The organism is Campylobacter devanensis (assembly GCF_002139915.1).
Lineage (GTDB): Bacteria > Campylobacterota > Campylobacteria > Campylobacterales > Campylobacteraceae > Campylobacter > Campylobacter devanensis.
The window spans coordinates 789,224-806,458 of sequence record NZ_CP018788.1; the positions used below are offsets into that span (position 1 = coordinate 789,224).

The window sequence follows — 17,235 nt, forward strand, 5'->3', positions numbered from 1 at the left end:
TTTTATTGTGATTTTTGTCCTAAAATATTTAACCCAAATCCACTAATAGCTACAAACTCTTTAAATTCGCTCGAACTTAAAATCTCAATATCGCTAGCACCAAAGTATTTTAAAATCTGCGCTCCTATACCATAGTTTTTAATAAGTCCGCTATCATCTTCATTGCCGGCTAAAAATATCAGTATTCCACCTTCACTATCTAGTAGTTCTATGTGAGATAAAAACTCATTAAATTTATATGAATTTAAAAGCTCTATATCATCTTTTATCTTATGAAATTTTACATTTGTTTTGGTATTTATATTGCCAAAAGTAAAAGCAAAATGCGTATTACCCAAATGATCTGTTATGCTATATTTGTGTGCTTTTTTACCAGCTATTTGCGACTCTCCTAGCTCATCAACACTAATTAATTTTTCATGATGGAGGCGATACTCTATAATCTCAGCTATGCTTACCATATTTAGATTAAATTTATCGCAGAATTTTTCTAAATCATCGCGTCTAGCCATCGTACCATCATCATTTACTATCTCGCAGATTACAGATACTGGAGCAAGACCAGCCAATCTACATAGATCTATACTGCCTTCAGTATGTCCAGTTCGCTCTAACACGCCACCACTTTTAGCAATTAGTGGAAATATATGACCTGGACGGACAAAATCATCAGCCTTTGTAGCACTATCTACTAACATTTTAATTGTCATATCTCTTTCATATGCGCTTACTCCAGTGGTCGCCTTTTTAGCATCAATGCTAATAGTAAATGCTGTCTCATGAGAGCTAGTATTTGTTCCAACCATAGGATATAGATCAAATTTATCAGCTAACTCTTTACTAAGTGGGGTACATAAAACACCTCTAGCGTGAGTGATCATAAAATTGACTTTTTGCACATCGCTAAAGGCTGCAGCAAATACTATATCGCCCTCATTTTCTCTATCTTCATCATCTACCATGACTATCATTTTGCCATTTTTTATATCATCTATAGCTTGCAAAACTCTCTCAAAAGCCATCTTAATTTCCTTTTAAATCTAAATATTTTTTAATGCTATTTTCATTAGTATGCCAGTTTTTATCTATCTCTACATTTAATTTAATAAATACTTTTTGATTATTAAATTCACTTATAATTTTGCGAGCCACAATTCCAATACGCTTAATAGTAGCACCATTTTTGCCTATTAAAATTGCCTTATGGTGGGTATTATCTGTTATAATTTTAGCCTCGATTTCTAAGATATCGCTCTTTTGTTTTACCTTTGATACAATCGCATCAGAACTATATGGTACCTCTTGACTAACACACTCAAATATAGCCTCTAATATAAAATCTCTATAAATATCTTTTTCATTTGTTGTGGTGATAAACTCTGGATCATAGTAATGAGGATGCTCTGGAAGCAGGGGGGTAAGAGCATCTAAAAAAATCTTTCTATAGGCTTGTTTTTTAATAGTTATTGGGACTATAGCTTGAAAATTATTTGAGTATTTTTGATACTCATTTAACTTTTGAAATAGCTTATCTTGGCTCGCTTCATCTATCTTTGTAAGTGCGATTATATGAGGTAAAGTAGTATTTAAGCTTAAGAACTTTTCGTAATTTTCTAAACTATCAAAAACACTAGCTACAAATACTACTGCATCTGCATCACCTAAAGATTTAATAGCGCTTTGAACCATTAGTTTGTTTAATGTCTTAGCGCTATCATGAAGACCTGGGGTATCTATAAAGATTGCTTGGTCTTGCTCATTCATTACAATGCCTAAAATTTTTCGTCTTGTAGCATTTTGCTTATGTGAGACCATAGATATTTTTTGATCAAGCAAGTAATTTAAAAGGCTGCTTTTACCAGCATTTGTTCTGCCTATTAAGGTTACAAATCCACTTCTCATAATATATATTTTGCCCTATCTTCATCTTGGCAAATTTGCCCTAATTTTTCATCAACTAACTCTTTTGTTATGTTAAATTTCTGGCCTTTATATTCATCAGCATTAAAGCTAATATCCTCAAGTAGTTTTTCGATAACAGTATGAAGTCTTCTAGCTCCGATATCTTCTACTTTTTGATTGGTACTTTGAGTTAGTTTAGCAATTTGTCTTAAAGCATCATCACTAAATTCAAGTTCTACACCCTCTACATTAAGTAAGGCTTTATACTGATTTAAAAGTGAATTTTTAGGTTTTGTTAGAATTTCATATAGGGCATCTTCATCTAAGCTATCAAGGCTTACACGCAGTGGAAATCTACCTTGAAGCTCAGGAATTAGATCGCTTGGCTTTGAGATGTGAAATGCTCCAGCAGCTATAAATAGTATATGATCAGTTTTAATAGTTCCAAATTTAGTAGATACATCACTACCTTCTACAATAGGCAAAAGATCTCTTTGAACGCCTTCTTTGCTAGGGTCTTGGCGAGATGAACCAGAGCTACTCACAGCTACTTTGTCAATCTCATCGATAAATATTATTCCTTCATTTTGAGCTCTTCTTAATGCTTCGGCTTTAATGCTTTCCATATCTAATATTTTCTCGCTAGCTTCGTTTTTTAGGCTCTCTTTTGCGTCTTTTACTTTAAGTTCTTTTTTGACTTTTTTGTTTGTAATTCCAATTACTTTTATAAAGCTTTCTTGCATAGCAGCCATATCAGGTGGTAAATTCGCCCCAGCTTCAAAGCTTGCTTGGTCGATTTCTAGCTCAATAGTAAGGTCGTCAAGCTTGCCATCTTTTAGTTTTTGTTTCATCTTTTCATAGCTGATTTGGTATTGCTCTTTTTTCTCATCAGTTGCGCCATTTGGTAGTGGTGGAAGGAGCTTTTCTAGAATTCTCTTTTCTATATACTCTTCTATTTTATCGCTATTTTTCTCACGATGCTCTTGTTTGACTAAATTTAGCGCCGCCATCGCTAAATCTCTTATCATCGACTCTACATCTCTACCTACAAAGCCAACTTCTGTATATTTACTAGCTTCGACTTTGATAAAAGGCAAACCAAATAGTTTCGAAAGACGCCTAGCAATCTCTGTTTTACCTACGCCTGTTGAGCCTATCATTAAGATATTTTTAGGCACTATATCATCTTGAATATTAGCTGGCAATTGCATACGCCTATAGCGATTACGAAGTGCAATAGCGATAACTTTTTTAGCATCATTTTGACCAATTACATAATCATCTAAAAATTTTACTATATCTTTTGGTGTTAAGTTCATATTTTAATCCGTTAATGTATAAGTTTTTATATTTGTATTTGTATAGATACATATCTCTCCGGCTATTTTTAGACTCTCTTTTACCAATTCCTCACTACTAAGAGATCCAAATTTATCTAAAGCCCTAGCAGCTGAGAGTGCGTAATTTCCACCACTTCCGATAGCAGCTATCTTGCCATCTTCTGGTTCTACTACATCTCCAGTTCCACTTAGTAAAAATATATGATCACGATTTAGTACTAACATCATAGCCTCTAATTTTCTTAATACTTTATCTTTTCTCCACTCTTTGCTAAATTCAATTACAGCCTTAAGTAAATCACCCTTGACTCCATCAAGAATTCTCTCAAACATATCAAAAAGATTAAATGCATCAGCAGTAGAACCAGCAAATCCGGCTAAAATTTTCCCGCCATATAGCTTTCTAATCTTTGTAGCATTGCCTTTTAAAATTGTAGAACCAAAGCTTACTTGACCATCGCCACCTATTACAGCAGCATCTTTGCCTCTATAAGCTAGTATAGTAGTAGCATGAAACATTACTCACCTACTACTTCTATTTTAAATTTAGCATGAATTTGGTGAGTTAGTTTTATTGAAATTTCATGTTCGCCAAGAGCTTTTATATTATCACATTCTAGGGATTTTTTGTCTATTTCATAGCCTTTTTGCTCTTTTAATGCTTTTGCAATCTCATCTTTGGTAATGCTACCAAATGGGCTTCCATTGGCGCCTAATTTTGTTTTTATAGTGATTTTGACACCAGCTAGCTCATCTTTTAACTTCTCATTTTGGCTAATCTCATACTCTTTAATTTGAGCTTCATTTCTTTTGGCTGCTTCCCACTGCCTTAAAACAGCGTCTGTAGCAGCCTTAGCATATCCTTTGCCTATTAAAAAATTATTGCCATAGCCATCTTTTACATCTTTTACCTCTCCGGCTTTACCTAGACCTTTGACATCTTTTATTAGTAGTACTTTCATTACTTTTCCTTTAAATTTGATTTGGGTTATTTTACTTTTTTATGTTAAATTTTTGGTTTTAAATTTAGTGCTTCCACTTCCACTTAAAAACTCATCGTTAGCAATATCTAGCTCACGATAAATCTGCTGACATGGCTTTAAAAGATCATTTAACTGTATATTTGTAAAATTTACTAAAATTTCGCTACTTTTTAGCTTTTTTAAATCTCTAGCTAAATTCTCATCAAATCCATCAAAATTAGCTCTATATTGGTTAAAAACTTTTGGAGTAGAGCAAAAAATAGGGCTAGTGATAATATCTAAATTTGGTATATCATCATCAAATTCTTCTACAATCTCGCCAATTCCACTTACATTTGCAGCTTTAAATTTGCTTACAAAAAATGCTACATCAGCACCAATTTTATGAGCTATTTGCATTAATTTTTTTTGTGAAATATTTAAATTTAATGTATCATTTACTAAGTGTAAAAAGGTTGCTGCATTACTGCTACCACCACCTAAGCCACCACCAACTGGAATATTTTTAATTAGACTTACTTGATGGAATTTAAAAAACTCTTCAAGCTGTTTGCTAAAACCAAGCGCTACTAAAGCATCATAAGCCTTAAAGATAATATTATCGCTAAATGAATTATTTATAATCAGGCCATCACTTATTCGTTTAACTAGCTCAACCTCATCATATAACCAATCACAAATAATAAATCTAGAGCTTAGTTCATGATAGTTCCCACGAAATCCAGTAATTTTTAAGAAAATATTAATCTTAGCAAAACTTCTCATTTAAATATCTTTTTGGCTAGAATTTCTAGCAAATTTTGCTTTGGCTCGCTAGCAACTGTGTTATTATCGGCAATCTCTCTTACTAACTCTTTGCGTAGAATTAAGATATCTTTTGGTGCTTGAATTGCTATTTTTACATTTTGTGTACCAATACCTAAAATTGTAATTTCGATATCATCTCCAATTTTGATTGATTCTGTAACTTTTCGTGTTAATATAAGCATTTTTCCATCCTATTTATCATATATTTTACTTCTTGATTTTCTATTTTAATTATGCTAAAAGTATCATCTAATTCAATTAGATACTCCCCATCGCTACTAGTTTCAAAATCACTACATTTAAGTTTTTTACCTAAAACTATATCTAAAATATCGCCTTTATAGCTATTTTTAGTTAAATTTAGATATTCTAATGGATTTAGTGGAGTTTCGTTTTGAAATTTAAATTTTCCTTCACTGATTCTTTCAAGCGCACTTAATGTACCTATTAATCCTAAATTTTTTGCTAGAATTTGTGCATAAGAGCGTATATATGACCCAGCTGAAACTGCTATATCAAATGTGATAAATGGGTGGCAATAGCTTATAAATTTAGTACTAAAAACTTCCATTTGACACTCTTTTAACTCAAATTCACTCCCAGATCTAGCTAGTTCATAGGCTCTTTTGCCATCAATTTTTTTTGCACTAAATTTTGGTGGTATGTAGTTTATTTTGCCTTGAAGATTTTGTAAGGCGTTTTTTATCTGTGTTTCATCTAGAGTAGGTGGAAGGTGAATTTGGTTGATATTTTCATTATCTCCACTATTTGAACTAGCCCCTAGCCAGAGCGTGGCTCTATATACCTTAGGCTCAATTTTAAGATAGTTAAATAGCCTTGTATATGCCCCAAATGCCACAATCAAGCATCCGCTCGCAAATGGATCTAAAATCCCAGAAAATCCAGCCTTTTTGACTCCATATTTTCGTTTAAGTCTGCTTAAAAAGTGGTTTGATACCATACCTTTTGGCTTATACGCTACAAATAGCCTATTCATATAACCTTCTCTACAAAAGATGAGATAATATCTTTGATATTTCCACCAAAATTTATTTTTAGTTTAAATTCATTTTTGATTTTAGTTACTTCTACAACTCGTCCGATACCAAAAATTTTATGCTTGATTAGATCGCCTTTTTTAAACTCATTTTGGCTCTCTATCTTTAAAGAGCCTTTGCAAAGGCCAGCTTCACTTAGAAATCTTGATCTATTTAGCCTTGATCTTTGGCCTTTGTAAAACCGTGAATTTGAGTATGATAAATTTAACCCCCTTTTAGCCCTAGTGATGGCTACATACGCTAGGCGTCTCTCTTCTTCTATATCGCTTCCATCGCCAAGAAGCGGGAAAAATCCCTCTTCAAGCCCAATTACAAATAGATGCTCAAACTCAAGCCCCTTGCTAGCATGCACACTCATAATAGATATAGCATCATCGCTAATTCTATCTTGTTCGCTCTCAAGCGCAAGCTCATTTAAAAACTCTTCTAAATCGAAATTCTCCGTATTTAATATATGATCTTTTAATAAAGCATAAAATTCATCAATATTTATAACCCTCTCAGCTCCATCAGGCAGACTCTCATAATATGCCTTTATCCCAAATATAGAGTCAAGTCTACTTATCAAATCGTATGGCGATAGAGTTGATAGCTCTTTGATGTTATCTGCTAACTGGATTAATGTTTGGCTTAATTTCTTGCTCAATACATCCTCACCAGCAATATATATAGCATTATATAAAGAAGTTTTGCTATCAAAGGCAAATTTCTCTAATTTAGCTAGACTCACCTTGCCTAGACCCCGTTTTGGGCGATTGATAATGCGAGTTAGAGAGAAGTCATCATTTGGGTTTAAAATCAGCCTTAAATAGCTTATAATATCTTTGATTTCAGCCCTTTCATAGAATTTGACTCCGCCTACCATTTTATATGGAATTCTAGCTTTGTTTAACCCATCTTCTAAGCTTCTTGATAGAGCATTAACTCTATATAAAATAGCAATTTCGTTAGCCGATACGCCACTTGATAGGAGTTTATTTATCTTTGTAGCGATGTTTTTAGCTTCAGCATTTTCATCACTATGCTCTAAAATCTCTATAGGATTTTCATCTGGCAACTGACTTACTAAGCTTTTGCCAAGCCTTGATCTGTTGTGATCTATTAGCTCATTGGCTGCTTTTAGGATTGAAGGAGTAGAGCGGTAATTAGTCTCTAATTTGATTAGTTTGACGCTACTGAATTGATCTTTGAAATTCAAGATATTTTCTATCCTTGCACCTCTCCATCCATATATGCTTTGGTCATCATCTCCTACTACTACTAAGTTTTGATGATTGTAGCATAGTTGGCGAAGTAGTTTGTATTGTAAATCATTTGTATCTTGATACTCATCAACCATTATATACTTATATCTATCTGAAATTTGATCGCTCAAATCTGGATTTTTAGCCAAAATATTATAAGTCAAGCATAAAAGATCATCAAAATCAACTAAGTTATTACTCTTTAAATACTCTTCATATAATTTATAAGCTTTTGCTATTTTTTCGTAATTTGTCTTTGTGTATTGAGCGTCTAATTTAGAGCTATCCATCACAGCTTCAACACTTAAAAGCATATTTTTGTATTTTGATATCTCATTTGCTACTATGGCGGTTTGGACTTCGCTCTCTATCTCTTTTATAATCTTTTTTTTATCATCAGTATCAATTATTATAAAGTTATTGCTTCTATCTAGTTCATTTATATGAAATTTTAAAAATAATAGACCAAACTTATGAAATGTGCAAAGCAATGGATTTGTATTATAATTACCAAGCATAGCCATAGCACGCTGTTTCATAGTAGTGGCTGCTTTATTAGTAAATGTGAGCGTAAGAGTGTTTAGTGGATCTATGCCAACTTCACTTATTAAATAGGCTAGACGCGAAGTTATGGTTTTTGTTTTACCGCTTCCAGCTCCAGCTAAGATTAGCATTGGGCCATCTATATGGGTGGCGGCTATTTTTTGATTTTCATTAAGTGAATTTAATAAATTGTTCATAAATTACTCTTTTTTGTTAATAAAACTAAGATTATATCAAATTTTAACTTAATAATAATACGTGTTACAAAAAGTTACAGATTAATTATTAAATATTAATATAAGTAAACATTATATAAAATTAAAATCTAGTTTAAGGATTAAATTAATAAAATTGAAAAAGTAAATTTACTAAAGGGGTTGCTTTGATAGATTTTAATAAGATATATACATTTATGACGATTGTTAAGGAAAAAAGTTTTTCAAAAGCTTCAGCCACTTTAGGCCTTTCTCAGCCAGCCGTTACTTTACAGATTAAAAAGCTTGAAGAAATGTTGCAAACTACGCTTTTAGTTAGGCGTAAAAATGGGATTGTTTTAACAAAAGAGGGGGATAGATTTTATAAATTATGTCTTAAATTTGAAGGAGCTATGTTTAGATTTAAAGAGGAAGCTCATAGAATAAAAGATGAGAAATTTAAAATCTCAGTTGCTACAAACTTACTTATAGCTCATGCTATTTTGCCATTTATGTTAGATAAAATTTGCAATGTTATAAATAGCGATTTAGATGTAAAAATAGCCGATACAAATAATGATCTAGTATCAAGTTTAATGGATAAAAGATGCGATATTATAATGACGCAAGAGAGATTATATAATGATCATTTGATATTTAAAAAGCTATTTGAGTATGAGATAATTTTAGTCTCAAATAAAGTCCCAAATCAAAAAATAACTCCAGCAAAGCTTAGTGAATTTAACTTTATAACAGATAGAACGAAGGCGTTTTTAAAAGGTTATTTTGAGCAATTTGGTGTAAATTATGATGATCTACACACTGTCTATACTCTTGATGGTGCTATAGCTACTAGGTGCGCAATGCTAAATAATAAATCTAGAGAGTATGTAGCGTTTTTGCCTAAATTTTTGGTGAAAAAATCAATTGCCAATGGCACTTTATTTCCAGTAGAAATTGAGGGTGTTAATATTATTCGTCCAGTATTTATAGCAGGACTCAAAGAGAATGAGTCCATACTAGAAAAGGTTAGTAAAATATCTATTGACCTTTAAAAATATCTCTATTTTTAGGGTTATTTAAAAATATCTGCTTTGAACGCTCCTGTTTTGTTTTGGAGTCGCTTGGGCTATATGTGGCAAAATTTATTAATATGGGATTTTCATCTATACTAATTCTAATAATAGCACCAATTGGTATGTTTACTACGCTAGCAAAATTATCTGGCCCAAATCCAGCTTCAAATTTTATCTCATCTTTAATAATTTCAACACTGCTTAGCGAATATCCAGCTAGACTAAATAAAATAACAGATGGATTAAAACTAGATTTGATCTCATCAGGCAATTCGGGATTAAAGCTTACAAATTTAGTATTTACTAAAATATCAAATGTAGCCCCTTTTTTTATCAAAAAATTTAATAAATCATAAACATTTCTATGCATCATAGATGCAAACTCACTATCTTTTAAAAACTCTTCAAGCACTACTACTCTCCTTGTATAAACTCATCTACTAAATTTGCTACTTGAGCAATTCCTACACTCCAAAACTTCTCATCATCAATATCAAATCCAAACATAGCGACAAGCTCTTTTGGACTCTTGCTACCGCCAAGAGATAAAAACTTAGTATATATCTCTATAAAATTTTCACATTTTCCACTTTTATATAGTCCAAAAAGAGCAAGCACTAAAAGCTGAGCGTATGAGTAGGCATAGCAATAAAATGGTGAGTGGATAAAATGCGGTATATAGCTCCACCAAATTTTATAATACTCATTTAATTCTAAAGAGTCGCCAAACATCTTTTTAGACTCTTCTAGCCAAATTTGATTTAGCTCATCGCTACTTATTTCGCCATCATAAGCATGAACTCGTCTTTCAAATGTAGTAAAATTAATCTGTCTATAAAGTGTAGCAAAAATATCTTCTATTTTGCCAGCTAGTAGGGCAGTTTTTTGTTCTTTTGGTAGAGTGTTTTTAATATATTCAAAAACCAACATCTCACAAAATACCGAAGCTGTCTCAGCAGTAGTAAGCGGAGTATGTGAGTTAAGATAGCCTACTTCATAGCTAAGATATTGATGTATGCTATGGCCTAGTTCATGTGCTAAAGTAAAAAGATCACGCCTTCTACCTGTGAAATTTAAAAGTACAAATGGATGCACATCGCTACTAGCAGAGTGAGAAAATGCTCCAGCTTGTTTATTTTTATCTGGATATACATCGCACCAATTCTCATCAAAAGCTCTCTTGGCCAAAGTGCCAAAAAGTGGATTAAAACTATTAAAAGCATCAATTACAATCTCTTTAGCCTCTTCATAACTTATCTGTTCATCGCCACCAAGAGGAGCATATCTATCATAATCATATAGTTTATCATAACCTAATATTTGACGCTTTTTATTATAAAATTTACTCACCAAATCAAAGCTATTTTCACTAGCTTTGATTAGCGCATCTACGCTAGCTTTTTCTATTTGATTGCTTAGGTGTCTACTTGATTCACCTAGCTCATATCCGCGTAACTCACAGCTATTTTTTAGATCTGTTTTTATCATATTATATATGTATGTTAGTAGGTGTTGCATCGGCTCTAAACCTTTGCTTAGTGAGTATGCAGCATCTTTTCTAACGCTTCTATCATCGCTACTAAGCTTAGATAAAATCTCCTCTTCTTTTAAGCTTTGTCCACGAAACTCAAACCTAGCTCTAGCCATACTCTCATCAAACAATCTACTAAATGCACTAGCACCAGTATTTGCAGTTCTTAGCAAAATTCTCTCTTCTAAAAAACTCAACTGATGGGCTTTATTTTTAGCTAGATTTTCTAAGTAGTAGCTAAATTTAGGATTTATGGCTATAAAGCTAGATTGTCTATCTTTATCAAGCTCATTAAATTCAATCTCAAAAAATAGAATTTGCTCTTCAATCTTAGTACAAATCTCTTCATATTTAGCCAAAAACGCCCCTTGGCTTGTATCTTTGGCAAATTTTAAATACGCATAGCTCATTATCTTGCCAATATCAGCTAAAATTTGCTCATATTCACTTATTGCAGTTTTAAATTCATTAGGCTTTAATGAGTTTAGATTTTTATTAAATTTAGAATTAAACTCATTGGCATTTTTTTGTAAATTTAAACAAAATGTATCTAGCTCATCGCTACTAGCAAAAAATTTAGATAGATCCCATATCATATTATTATACTCCCTTAGTGTTATTTGATGCAATAGCAGTAAATAAAACATCTGTAGAGCTATTTAGTGCAGTCTCTACTGAGTCTTGAATCACTCCAATAATAAATCCTATAGCTACAACCTGCATAGCTATATCATTGCTAATTCCAAATAATGAACATGCTAATGGAATAAGCATAAGCGAGCCACCAGCTACACCGCTAGCACCACATGCTCCAATTGCTGCTATAATGCTAAGTAATAAGGCATTCCAAAATCCAACTTCAATCCCTAAAGTATAAACTGCACTAAGAGAAAGCACAGCTATGGTAACAGCTGCACCGGCCATATTGATAGTAGCTCCAAGAGGTATAGAGATAGAGTATAGATCTTCATTTAGTTCTAATTTTTTACATAAATTCATATTTACAGGAATATTTGCAGCACTACTTCTGGTAAAAAACGCCGTAATAGCACTCTCTTTTATACATGTCATTATAAGTGGATATGGATTTTTTCTAGTAACTATAAAAGCAATAACAGCATTTATCACAAAAGCCACAAATAGCATAGTCCCTACAAGAACAAATAAAAGCTTTGCATATCCACCAAGTGCGGCAAATCCAGTCTGAGCTACGCTAATGCTTACAAGACCAAAAATACCAAATGGCGCTAGACGAATTACAAATTTAACTATTCTTGTAATTGCTTCACTAATATCTTTAAATACTTTTTTTGTTTCATTGCTACAATGTCTAAGAGCCAAACCAGTTGCAATAGCCCAAGCTAAAATCCCAATATAATTACCAGTTGCAATAGCATTTAGTGGATTATCTACAATCTTATATACTAAATCTTTTAATACCACTGCTATATTACTAGGTGCTGCACTCATAGCTACAGATGTATTTTGTAACACTAAAGCAGTAGGAAATATAAAGCTAACACACACAGCAGCCAAAGAGGCTAAAAATGTGCCAATTAGATATAATATTATCACATTTTTCATTCCATTAGTACGGCCAAATTCTTTAAGCACTATAGAGGCGCTTACTAACACAAATACTAAAACAGGCGCCACAGCTTTTAGCGCACCTACAAAAAGAGAGCCTAAGATCGCTGCTAAATCAGTTAAATTTAGAGCAAATGAATTACCACTATGAGCTATAAATCCTAAAATCCCACCAAAAACAATACCAACTAAAATTTGAATTATCAAATTCCCATCTTTATATCGCTGAGCAATATGTCTAATCATTAAAATCCTTTTTAATTAATAAAAACTAATATTATATTTGAAATTTAATTAAATTTGGCTTTACATAATTTTGAAAAATACACTAAATTTTTAACTCAATTTTATATTGTTCTAAATATAATAAGTTACAAATTATTTTATATTTGTCGTATTATTTATATTGTTAATTATTTGAATATAGATTAACCTAATATTTTATATTATTAAATTTTTAAAATCTATTAAAAAGATATCCAAACCATTGCTACTATTAATTTAGGGTAGAATTAATATATAATTTACAAAAATTATGCTAAAATCCACGCCAAAAATTGCAAAAATAAGGAAAAATATGTATCTATTTACAAGCGAAGTTGTAAGCCCCGGACACCCAGATAAATGTGCTGATATCATAGCTGATAGCATTGTTGATGCGATACTTTCACAAGATTCAAAAGCAAGAGTAGCTAGTGAGGTTTTTGTCGCTGGAAAGCATATTGTAATTGGCGGCGAAGTCAACTCAAGTGTAAATTTAAGCCACCAAGAGTATAGATCTATAGTAAAATCAGCTTTAGCAAAAATCGGTTATAATGGTAATCCACACTTTAGCAAAGCTCAATGTCTCCATCCAGATGATATTGAGGTAGATGTATTTTTAAACCAGCAAAGCCCAGATATCAATCAAGGCGTAGATCAAAGCAGTGGTGAAATTGGTGCTGGAGATCAAGGAATTATGTTTGGTTTTGCATCAAATGAGACAAGCAATTTTATGCCAGCAGCTATTACATATGCTAGAATGATATGCGATAGAGTCTATAGCTATGCGCTTAAAAATCCTGATAAACTAGGCGTAGATATTAAAACTCAAGTCACAGTAGATTATGGTAGCAAGGCTAATTTTGAAGATTGTCACCCTGAGAAAATTCATACCATAGTAGTCTCAGCCCCAAGTGTAGAGAGCTTAAAAATACAAGAGGTTAGGGAGCTTATTAAAGAGCTTATAGATGATTCAGGATTACCACAAAATCTATATGATAAAGATAAAACCATAATCTATATAAATCCAACAGGTAGATATGTAAATCATAGTTCACTTCATGATAGCGGTCTAACAGGTAGAAAATTAATAGTAGATAGCTTTGGTGGATACTCGCCAATAGGTGGTGGCGCACAAAGTAGTAAGGATTATACAAAAGTAGATAGAAGCGGCCTATATGCTGCTAGATGGATAGCGAAAAATATAGTCGCAGCAGGCCTTGCTAAAAAGTGTATAGTCCAGCTAAGTTACGCTATAGGTGTGGCAAAACCTGTTAGCGTAAGCGTGGATTGTATGGGTACAAATATAAATAGCAATGATGATAAGCTATCTCAATTTGTCCATGATAAATTCGCTCTAACCCCAAAATGGATAACAGATAAATTCGGCCTTGATAAGCCTAGCAAAGATACATTTTTATACGCTGATGTAGCAGCTAAAGGGCAGGTTGGCGATCCTAGTTATCCATGGGAGCAGCTAGATGCTATAGAGTTATTCCAGCAAATTTAAATCTATGAAAAAGCTCTTATATATTTTTTTATTCTTTGGGATTTTGTGCTTTGGTGGTGTGCTAGATCCCAAAGATGCTTTTAAGCTTAATATTAGCGGAGATAATCAAAGTGGTATAATAGCTAAATTTGATATTGCAGATGGTGTATATTTATATCAAGATAAAATCAAGATAATGCTAGATAATAACGATATCACAAGACTTTTAAATATTCCTAAGGCGATAAAATATGAGGGCTATGATATTTATAGGAATTTAGAGATTTTTATCCCAGCAGGAATTGTATTGGGTAAAAATAGCTTTAATCTTGATATCTATTACCAAGGTTGCAGCGATAGTGGCTTTTGTTATCAGCCATTAAAGGATGGCTTTGGAGTTGAATTTGACTCAAGTGGTAGCGTTATATCTAGTAGATATCTAGTAGACTCTACAAACAAAACAAATTTAGCTACTAGAAATGATGAAGAATTAGTTAGCTTATCTAAAGATATAGCATCAGGCCAAAATTTGTCTAATCAAAAAACTCAAAATGAGCAGTCACAAATAGCTATAAATTTAGCAAACAACTCCATCTTTTGGGCAATATCAACATTTTTTATATACGGCGTTTTGCTATCTCTTACCCCATGTATTTTTCCAATGATTCCAATTCTCTCAGGCTTGATTGTCGCTAAAGGGGCTAAAAGTGCCAAAAGTGGCTTTATAATCAGCCTTATATATGTATTAGCTATGAGTGTTACATATGCTATAGCTGGAGTATTAGCAAGCTCTTTGGGTGCTAGTGTCCAAGGAATGCTTCAAACTCCAGTAGTACTGATTGGTTTTAGTATTGTTTTTATTGTATTAGCACTTTCAATGTTTGGACTTTTTGAGATAGAATTACCAAAATCATTGCAAGCTTACCTAAATACTAAAAGTTCTAAATTTAGCGGAATGGGTGGCGTTATTTTTATGGGCGTAGCATCAGCTTTAATAGTAGGACCATGCGTGGCAGCACCGCTAGCTGGAGCGTTACTTTATATCGCAAATAGCGGGGATATTGTTATTGGCGGATTATCTTTATTTGTAATGAGTTTAGGTATGGGGCTTCCACTTTTAGCTATTGGGCTTGGTGGAGGTAGGGTTTTACCAAAGCCAGGTGAGTGGATGGTAAAAATTAAGATTATATTTGGCTTTATTATGCTTGCGATGGCACTTTGGATTATTTCACCCGTAATTGGCGATGAAATTTCGTTGCTAGGGCAGGGCGTTTTAGGTGTTATTTTAGCTGTGATTTTTGGTGCGTTTGAAAATGCTAGCAGTATAATTCAACGTGCAATAAAAGGAGTAATGCTTATAATCTTTGCTATTAGTATGGTGATAGTTATTGATTTTAGTGTGAGTAAATTTGGATCAAATTTAAAATCAAGTTTGCTAATTACGCAAGATAAAAGTAATATTAATTTTAAATATGTAACCAATTTAAAAGAGCTAAAAGAGATTATAAAATCTAGTCAAAAGCCAATTTTGATAGATTTTTGGGCGAGTTGGTGTGTTAATTGTAAAGAGCTTGAAAGCGATGTTTTGACCCAAAGCGATGTGGCTAAGAAGCTTAATGAGTTTATACTAATAAAGATTGATTTAAGCCAATCAAGCCCAGAAAATGAGGAGTTAATGAGAGAGTATCAAATTTATGGACCCCCAGTTTTATTAATATATAATAATGGTGAGCTAAAATCTCAAATTACTGGATTAATTAGTCCTAATGAGTTACTACAAAGGCTAAATCAAATTTAAGGCAAATTAAATGATAAAGGTGTTAATAGTGATGTTTTTGGCAACTTCGATGGCGATGGCTAAATATATTTCTGTAGATATTAATAAGAGTATAATGAGTGATAATAGTATACAAATTATCGATATTAGAACTTCAAATGAGTGGAAGCAGGGCGTTTTAAAGGGTGCCATTTTAGTAAATTTAACTGATAACAATGGTGAATTTAATGAGAAATTTCTAGAAAATATCAAGGAGAAAATCGATCCAAATAAGAAAATTGCTATAATTTGTCGAAGTGGAGTACGTAGTCTAAGAGCCTCTGAATTGCTAGTTCAAAATGGCTATAAAGATGTGATAAATCTCTCTGGTGGTATGATACTAGCATCGCAAAAAGGGTTAGATATAGTAAAACCATGAATGATAAAGTAAAGCGAGTTAAATATCTGCGTGGGCTTGAAAAATTTGCTAAATTAGTTATAAGAAATCTAAAGCGTGATGACTATGATAGTATTAAATTTCGCACGCTAGTAGAAAAAAATGCAGAAATTTTAGTTAAAATAGAGCCAGTTTATCTTGATCAACCATATGCAAAATCACTTTGTGAATTTGTAAATTTAGTCATTGCTATAGATGATAAGGCGATGCTTTTAAAGGCTGCTAATTCACTTCAAAAGCTCAAAAATTCAAAAAGCTATAAAAAAGATAAGCATAAAGGTCATGTTTATGAGTAAAGTTATAATTTTTGATATGGATGGAACGCTAATTAATAGCACGCAAGCTATTTGTGAGACTATTAATTATATGCGCTTAGGGTTAAATTTAACTCCGCTTAGTTATAGTTATATTATCGAAGTTATCAACAATCCGGCAAAAAATTATATGATAGAGTTTTATGGTGTTGATAAAATCAGTAATAATATGATGAAAATCTTTGAAGATGAGTATCAAAAAAATTACTTTTTACATGCTAAAGTATATGATGAGGCTATGGCAGTTATGGAGTATTGCGAGGATAAAAATTATGCTATGGCAGTAGCATCTAATGCACCTAATTCTAGTCTAGAGATAATCTTAAAAAATGCTAAAATTCTAGATAAATTTAAGATGATTATAGGTGCTAGTAATAAAGTTCCATGCAAGCCAGCCCCTAATATGTTAAATTTGATTATGGATAGCCTTGGTAAACGAGCCATTTTTATTGGTGATAGCTATAAGGATTCTATGGCGGCTAAAAACGCAAATATAAAATATATAAATGTAACTTGGGGTAGAGATATCCAAATTCTAGGTGAGATAAATTGTAAAAACGCTAACGAAGTTATAAAAAACATAGGCTAACTGTGTAAATTCGATACATTTAGAAATTTTATTTAACTAAAATTCATATTTTTAAACTTTATGATTAAAATTTAATGCTATAATCAAAGAATTTTAATTAAAGG

The 17,235-nt window shown here is 32.4% G+C and carries 18 protein-coding genes; 6 read left to right on the forward strand and 12 right to left on the reverse strand.

Going from position 1 to position 17,235, the window contains the following annotated elements; translation table 11 throughout:
* Positions 1-2: 2 nt before the first annotated feature.
* Genes CIGN_RS03920 through CIGN_RS03960 form a run of 9 tightly spaced genes read right to left on the reverse strand, consistent with a single transcriptional unit; the run spans position 3 to position 8,074 of the window.
* Complete coding sequence (locus CIGN_RS03920) at positions 3-1,022, reverse strand: bifunctional 3,4-dihydroxy-2-butanone 4-phosphate synthase/GTP cyclohydrolase II (protein ID WP_086302285.1); 1,020 nt, start codon at positions 1,020-1,022, stop codon at positions 3-5.
* Between the two features lies 1 nt (position 1,023).
* Positions 1,024-1,902: a GTPase Era gene (gene era / locus CIGN_RS03925; protein WP_086233172.1), complete on the reverse strand. Its 879-nt coding sequence runs from the start codon at positions 1,900-1,902 to the stop codon at positions 1,024-1,026.
* Positions 1,899-3,221, reverse strand: coding sequence for an ATP-dependent protease ATPase subunit HslU (gene hslU / locus CIGN_RS03930; RefSeq protein ID WP_086302287.1), 1,323 nt, complete (start codon positions 3,219-3,221; stop codon positions 1,899-1,901). The genes era and hslU overlap by 4 nt, the downstream gene beginning before the upstream one ends.
* A 3-nt stretch (positions 3,222-3,224) precedes the next feature.
* Positions 3,225-3,761 (reverse strand): ATP-dependent protease subunit HslV, encoded by a 537-nt coding sequence (gene hslV / locus CIGN_RS03935; RefSeq protein ID WP_086234507.1) that lies wholly within the window; start codon positions 3,759-3,761, stop codon positions 3,225-3,227.
* Positions 3,761-4,204 (reverse strand): 50S ribosomal protein L9, encoded by a 444-nt coding sequence (gene rplI, locus CIGN_RS03940; protein WP_086302289.1) that lies wholly within the window; start codon positions 4,202-4,204, stop codon positions 3,761-3,763. The genes hslV and rplI overlap by 1 nt, the downstream gene beginning before the upstream one ends.
* Positions 4,205-4,243: 39 nt before the next feature.
* Positions 4,244-4,990, reverse strand: a complete 747-nt coding sequence (locus tag CIGN_RS03945) for a 4-(cytidine 5'-diphospho)-2-C-methyl-D-erythritol kinase (protein ID WP_086302291.1) — start codon at positions 4,988-4,990, stop codon at positions 4,244-4,246.
* The gene (gene csrA / locus CIGN_RS03950; RefSeq protein WP_086224540.1) at positions 4,987-5,214 is read right to left on the reverse strand and encodes a carbon storage regulator CsrA; all 228 of its coding nucleotides are present in this window, start codon (positions 5,212-5,214) and stop codon (positions 4,987-4,989) included. Before csrA ends, CIGN_RS03945 begins: the two co-directional genes overlap by 4 nt.
* Positions 5,202-6,029, reverse strand: a complete 828-nt coding sequence (gene truB, locus CIGN_RS03955) for a tRNA pseudouridine(55) synthase TruB (RefSeq protein WP_086302293.1) — start codon at positions 6,027-6,029, stop codon at positions 5,202-5,204. The genes csrA and truB overlap by 13 nt, the downstream gene beginning before the upstream one ends.
* Positions 6,026-8,074: an ATP-dependent helicase gene (locus CIGN_RS03960; protein ID WP_086302295.1), complete on the reverse strand. Its 2,049-nt coding sequence runs from the start codon at positions 8,072-8,074 to the stop codon at positions 6,026-6,028. The genes truB and CIGN_RS03960 overlap by 4 nt, the downstream gene beginning before the upstream one ends.
* Positions 8,075-8,259: 185 nt before the next feature.
* Here CIGN_RS03960 and CIGN_RS03965 point away from each other — a divergent pair, with 185 nt between their 5' ends.
* Positions 8,260-9,126: a LysR family transcriptional regulator gene (locus tag CIGN_RS03965; protein ID WP_236844738.1), complete on the forward strand. Its 867-nt coding sequence runs from the start codon at positions 8,260-8,262 to the stop codon at positions 9,124-9,126.
* Here CIGN_RS03965 and CIGN_RS03970 read toward each other — a convergent pair.
* The 3 genes from CIGN_RS03970 to sstT are packed head-to-tail and all read right to left on the reverse strand — an operon-like array spanning position 9,113 to position 12,511.
* On the reverse strand, positions 9,113-9,559 hold the full coding sequence (locus tag CIGN_RS03970) for a hypothetical protein (protein ID WP_086227014.1): 447 nt from the start codon (positions 9,557-9,559) through the stop codon (positions 9,113-9,115). The genes CIGN_RS03965 and CIGN_RS03970 overlap by 14 nt on opposite strands.
* Before the next feature lie 2 nt (positions 9,560-9,561).
* The gene (locus CIGN_RS03975) at positions 9,562-11,274 is read right to left on the reverse strand and encodes a M3 family oligoendopeptidase (RefSeq protein WP_086302297.1); all 1,713 of its coding nucleotides are present in this window, start codon (positions 11,272-11,274) and stop codon (positions 9,562-9,564) included.
* 4 nt (positions 11,275-11,278) lie between these two features.
* Positions 11,279-12,511 carry a serine/threonine transporter SstT gene (gene sstT / locus CIGN_RS03980; protein ID WP_086302299.1) on the reverse strand — a complete coding sequence of 411 codons (1,233 nt, stop codon included), beginning with the start codon at positions 12,509-12,511 and terminating at the stop codon, positions 11,279-11,281.
* Between the two features lie 331 nt (positions 12,512-12,842).
* On the opposite strand from sstT, the gene metK reads away from it, so the two are divergent.
* Genes metK through CIGN_RS04005 form a run of 5 tightly spaced genes read left to right on the forward strand, consistent with a single transcriptional unit; the run spans position 12,843 to position 17,131 of the window.
* Positions 12,843-14,036, forward strand: coding sequence for a methionine adenosyltransferase (gene metK, locus CIGN_RS03985; RefSeq protein ID WP_086302301.1), 1,194 nt, complete (start codon positions 12,843-12,845; stop codon positions 14,034-14,036).
* Positions 14,037-14,040: 4 nt separating this feature from the next.
* Positions 14,041-15,813 (forward strand): protein-disulfide reductase DsbD, encoded by a 1,773-nt coding sequence (gene dsbD / locus CIGN_RS03990; protein ID WP_086302303.1) that lies wholly within the window; start codon positions 14,041-14,043, stop codon positions 15,811-15,813.
* 10 nt (positions 15,814-15,823) lie between these two features.
* The gene (locus CIGN_RS03995) at positions 15,824-16,210 is read left to right on the forward strand and encodes a rhodanese-like domain-containing protein (RefSeq protein WP_086228010.1); all 387 of its coding nucleotides are present in this window, start codon (positions 15,824-15,826) and stop codon (positions 16,208-16,210) included.
* Positions 16,207-16,524 carry a hypothetical protein gene (locus CIGN_RS04000; protein ID WP_086242907.1) on the forward strand — a complete coding sequence of 106 codons (318 nt, stop codon included), beginning with the start codon at positions 16,207-16,209 and terminating at the stop codon, positions 16,522-16,524. The genes CIGN_RS03995 and CIGN_RS04000 overlap by 4 nt, the downstream gene beginning before the upstream one ends.
* Entirely contained in the window at positions 16,517-17,131 is a 615-nt protein-coding gene (locus CIGN_RS04005; protein ID WP_086224530.1) for an HAD family hydrolase, read from the forward strand. Before CIGN_RS04000 ends, CIGN_RS04005 begins: the two co-directional genes overlap by 8 nt.
* Positions 17,132-17,235 lie beyond the last annotated feature (104 nt).

Excerpts from the sequence above, each read along its gene's own strand:
- CIGN_RS03920 (WP_086302285.1), bottom strand. The coding sequence starts at position 1,022 with ATGGCTTTTGAGAGAGTTTTGCAAGCTATAGATGATATAAAAAATGGC.
- era (WP_086233172.1), bottom strand. The coding sequence starts at position 1,902 with ATGAGAAGTGGATTTGTAACCTTAATAGGCAGAACAAATGCTGGTAAA.
- hslU (WP_086302287.1), bottom strand. The coding sequence starts at position 3,221 with ATGAACTTAACACCAAAAGATATAGTAAAATTTTTAGATGATTATGTA.
- hslV (WP_086234507.1), bottom strand. The coding sequence starts at position 3,761 with ATGTTTCATGCTACTACTATACTAGCTTATAGAGGCAAAGATGCTGCT.
- rplI (WP_086302289.1), bottom strand. The coding sequence starts at position 4,204 with ATGAAAGTACTACTAATAAAAGATGTCAAAGGTCTAGGTAAAGCCGGA.
- CIGN_RS03945 (WP_086302291.1), bottom strand. The coding sequence starts at position 4,990 with ATGAGAAGTTTTGCTAAGATTAATATTTTCTTAAAAATTACTGGATTT.
- csrA (WP_086224540.1), bottom strand. The coding sequence starts at position 5,214 with ATGCTTATATTAACACGAAAAGTTACAGAATCAATCAAAATTGGAGAT.
- truB (WP_086302293.1), bottom strand. The coding sequence starts at position 6,029 with ATGAATAGGCTATTTGTAGCGTATAAGCCAAAAGGTATGGTATCAAAC.
- CIGN_RS03960 (WP_086302295.1), bottom strand. The coding sequence starts at position 8,074 with ATGAACAATTTATTAAATTCACTTAATGAAAATCAAAAAATAGCCGCC.
- CIGN_RS03975 (WP_086302297.1), bottom strand. The coding sequence starts at position 11,274 with ATGATATGGGATCTATCTAAATTTTTTGCTAGTAGCGATGAGCTAGAT.
- sstT (WP_086302299.1), bottom strand. The coding sequence starts at position 12,511 with ATGATTAGACATATTGCTCAGCGATATAAAGATGGGAATTTGATAATT.
- metK (WP_086302301.1), top strand. The coding sequence starts at position 12,843 with ATGTATCTATTTACAAGCGAAGTTGTAAGCCCCGGACACCCAGATAAA.
- dsbD (WP_086302303.1), top strand. The coding sequence starts at position 14,041 with ATGAAAAAGCTCTTATATATTTTTTTATTCTTTGGGATTTTGTGCTTT.
- CIGN_RS03995 (WP_086228010.1), top strand. The coding sequence starts at position 15,824 with ATGATAAAGGTGTTAATAGTGATGTTTTTGGCAACTTCGATGGCGATG.
- CIGN_RS04000 (WP_086242907.1), top strand. The coding sequence starts at position 16,207 with ATGAATGATAAAGTAAAGCGAGTTAAATATCTGCGTGGGCTTGAAAAA.
- CIGN_RS04005 (WP_086224530.1), top strand. The coding sequence starts at position 16,517 with ATGAGTAAAGTTATAATTTTTGATATGGATGGAACGCTAATTAATAGC.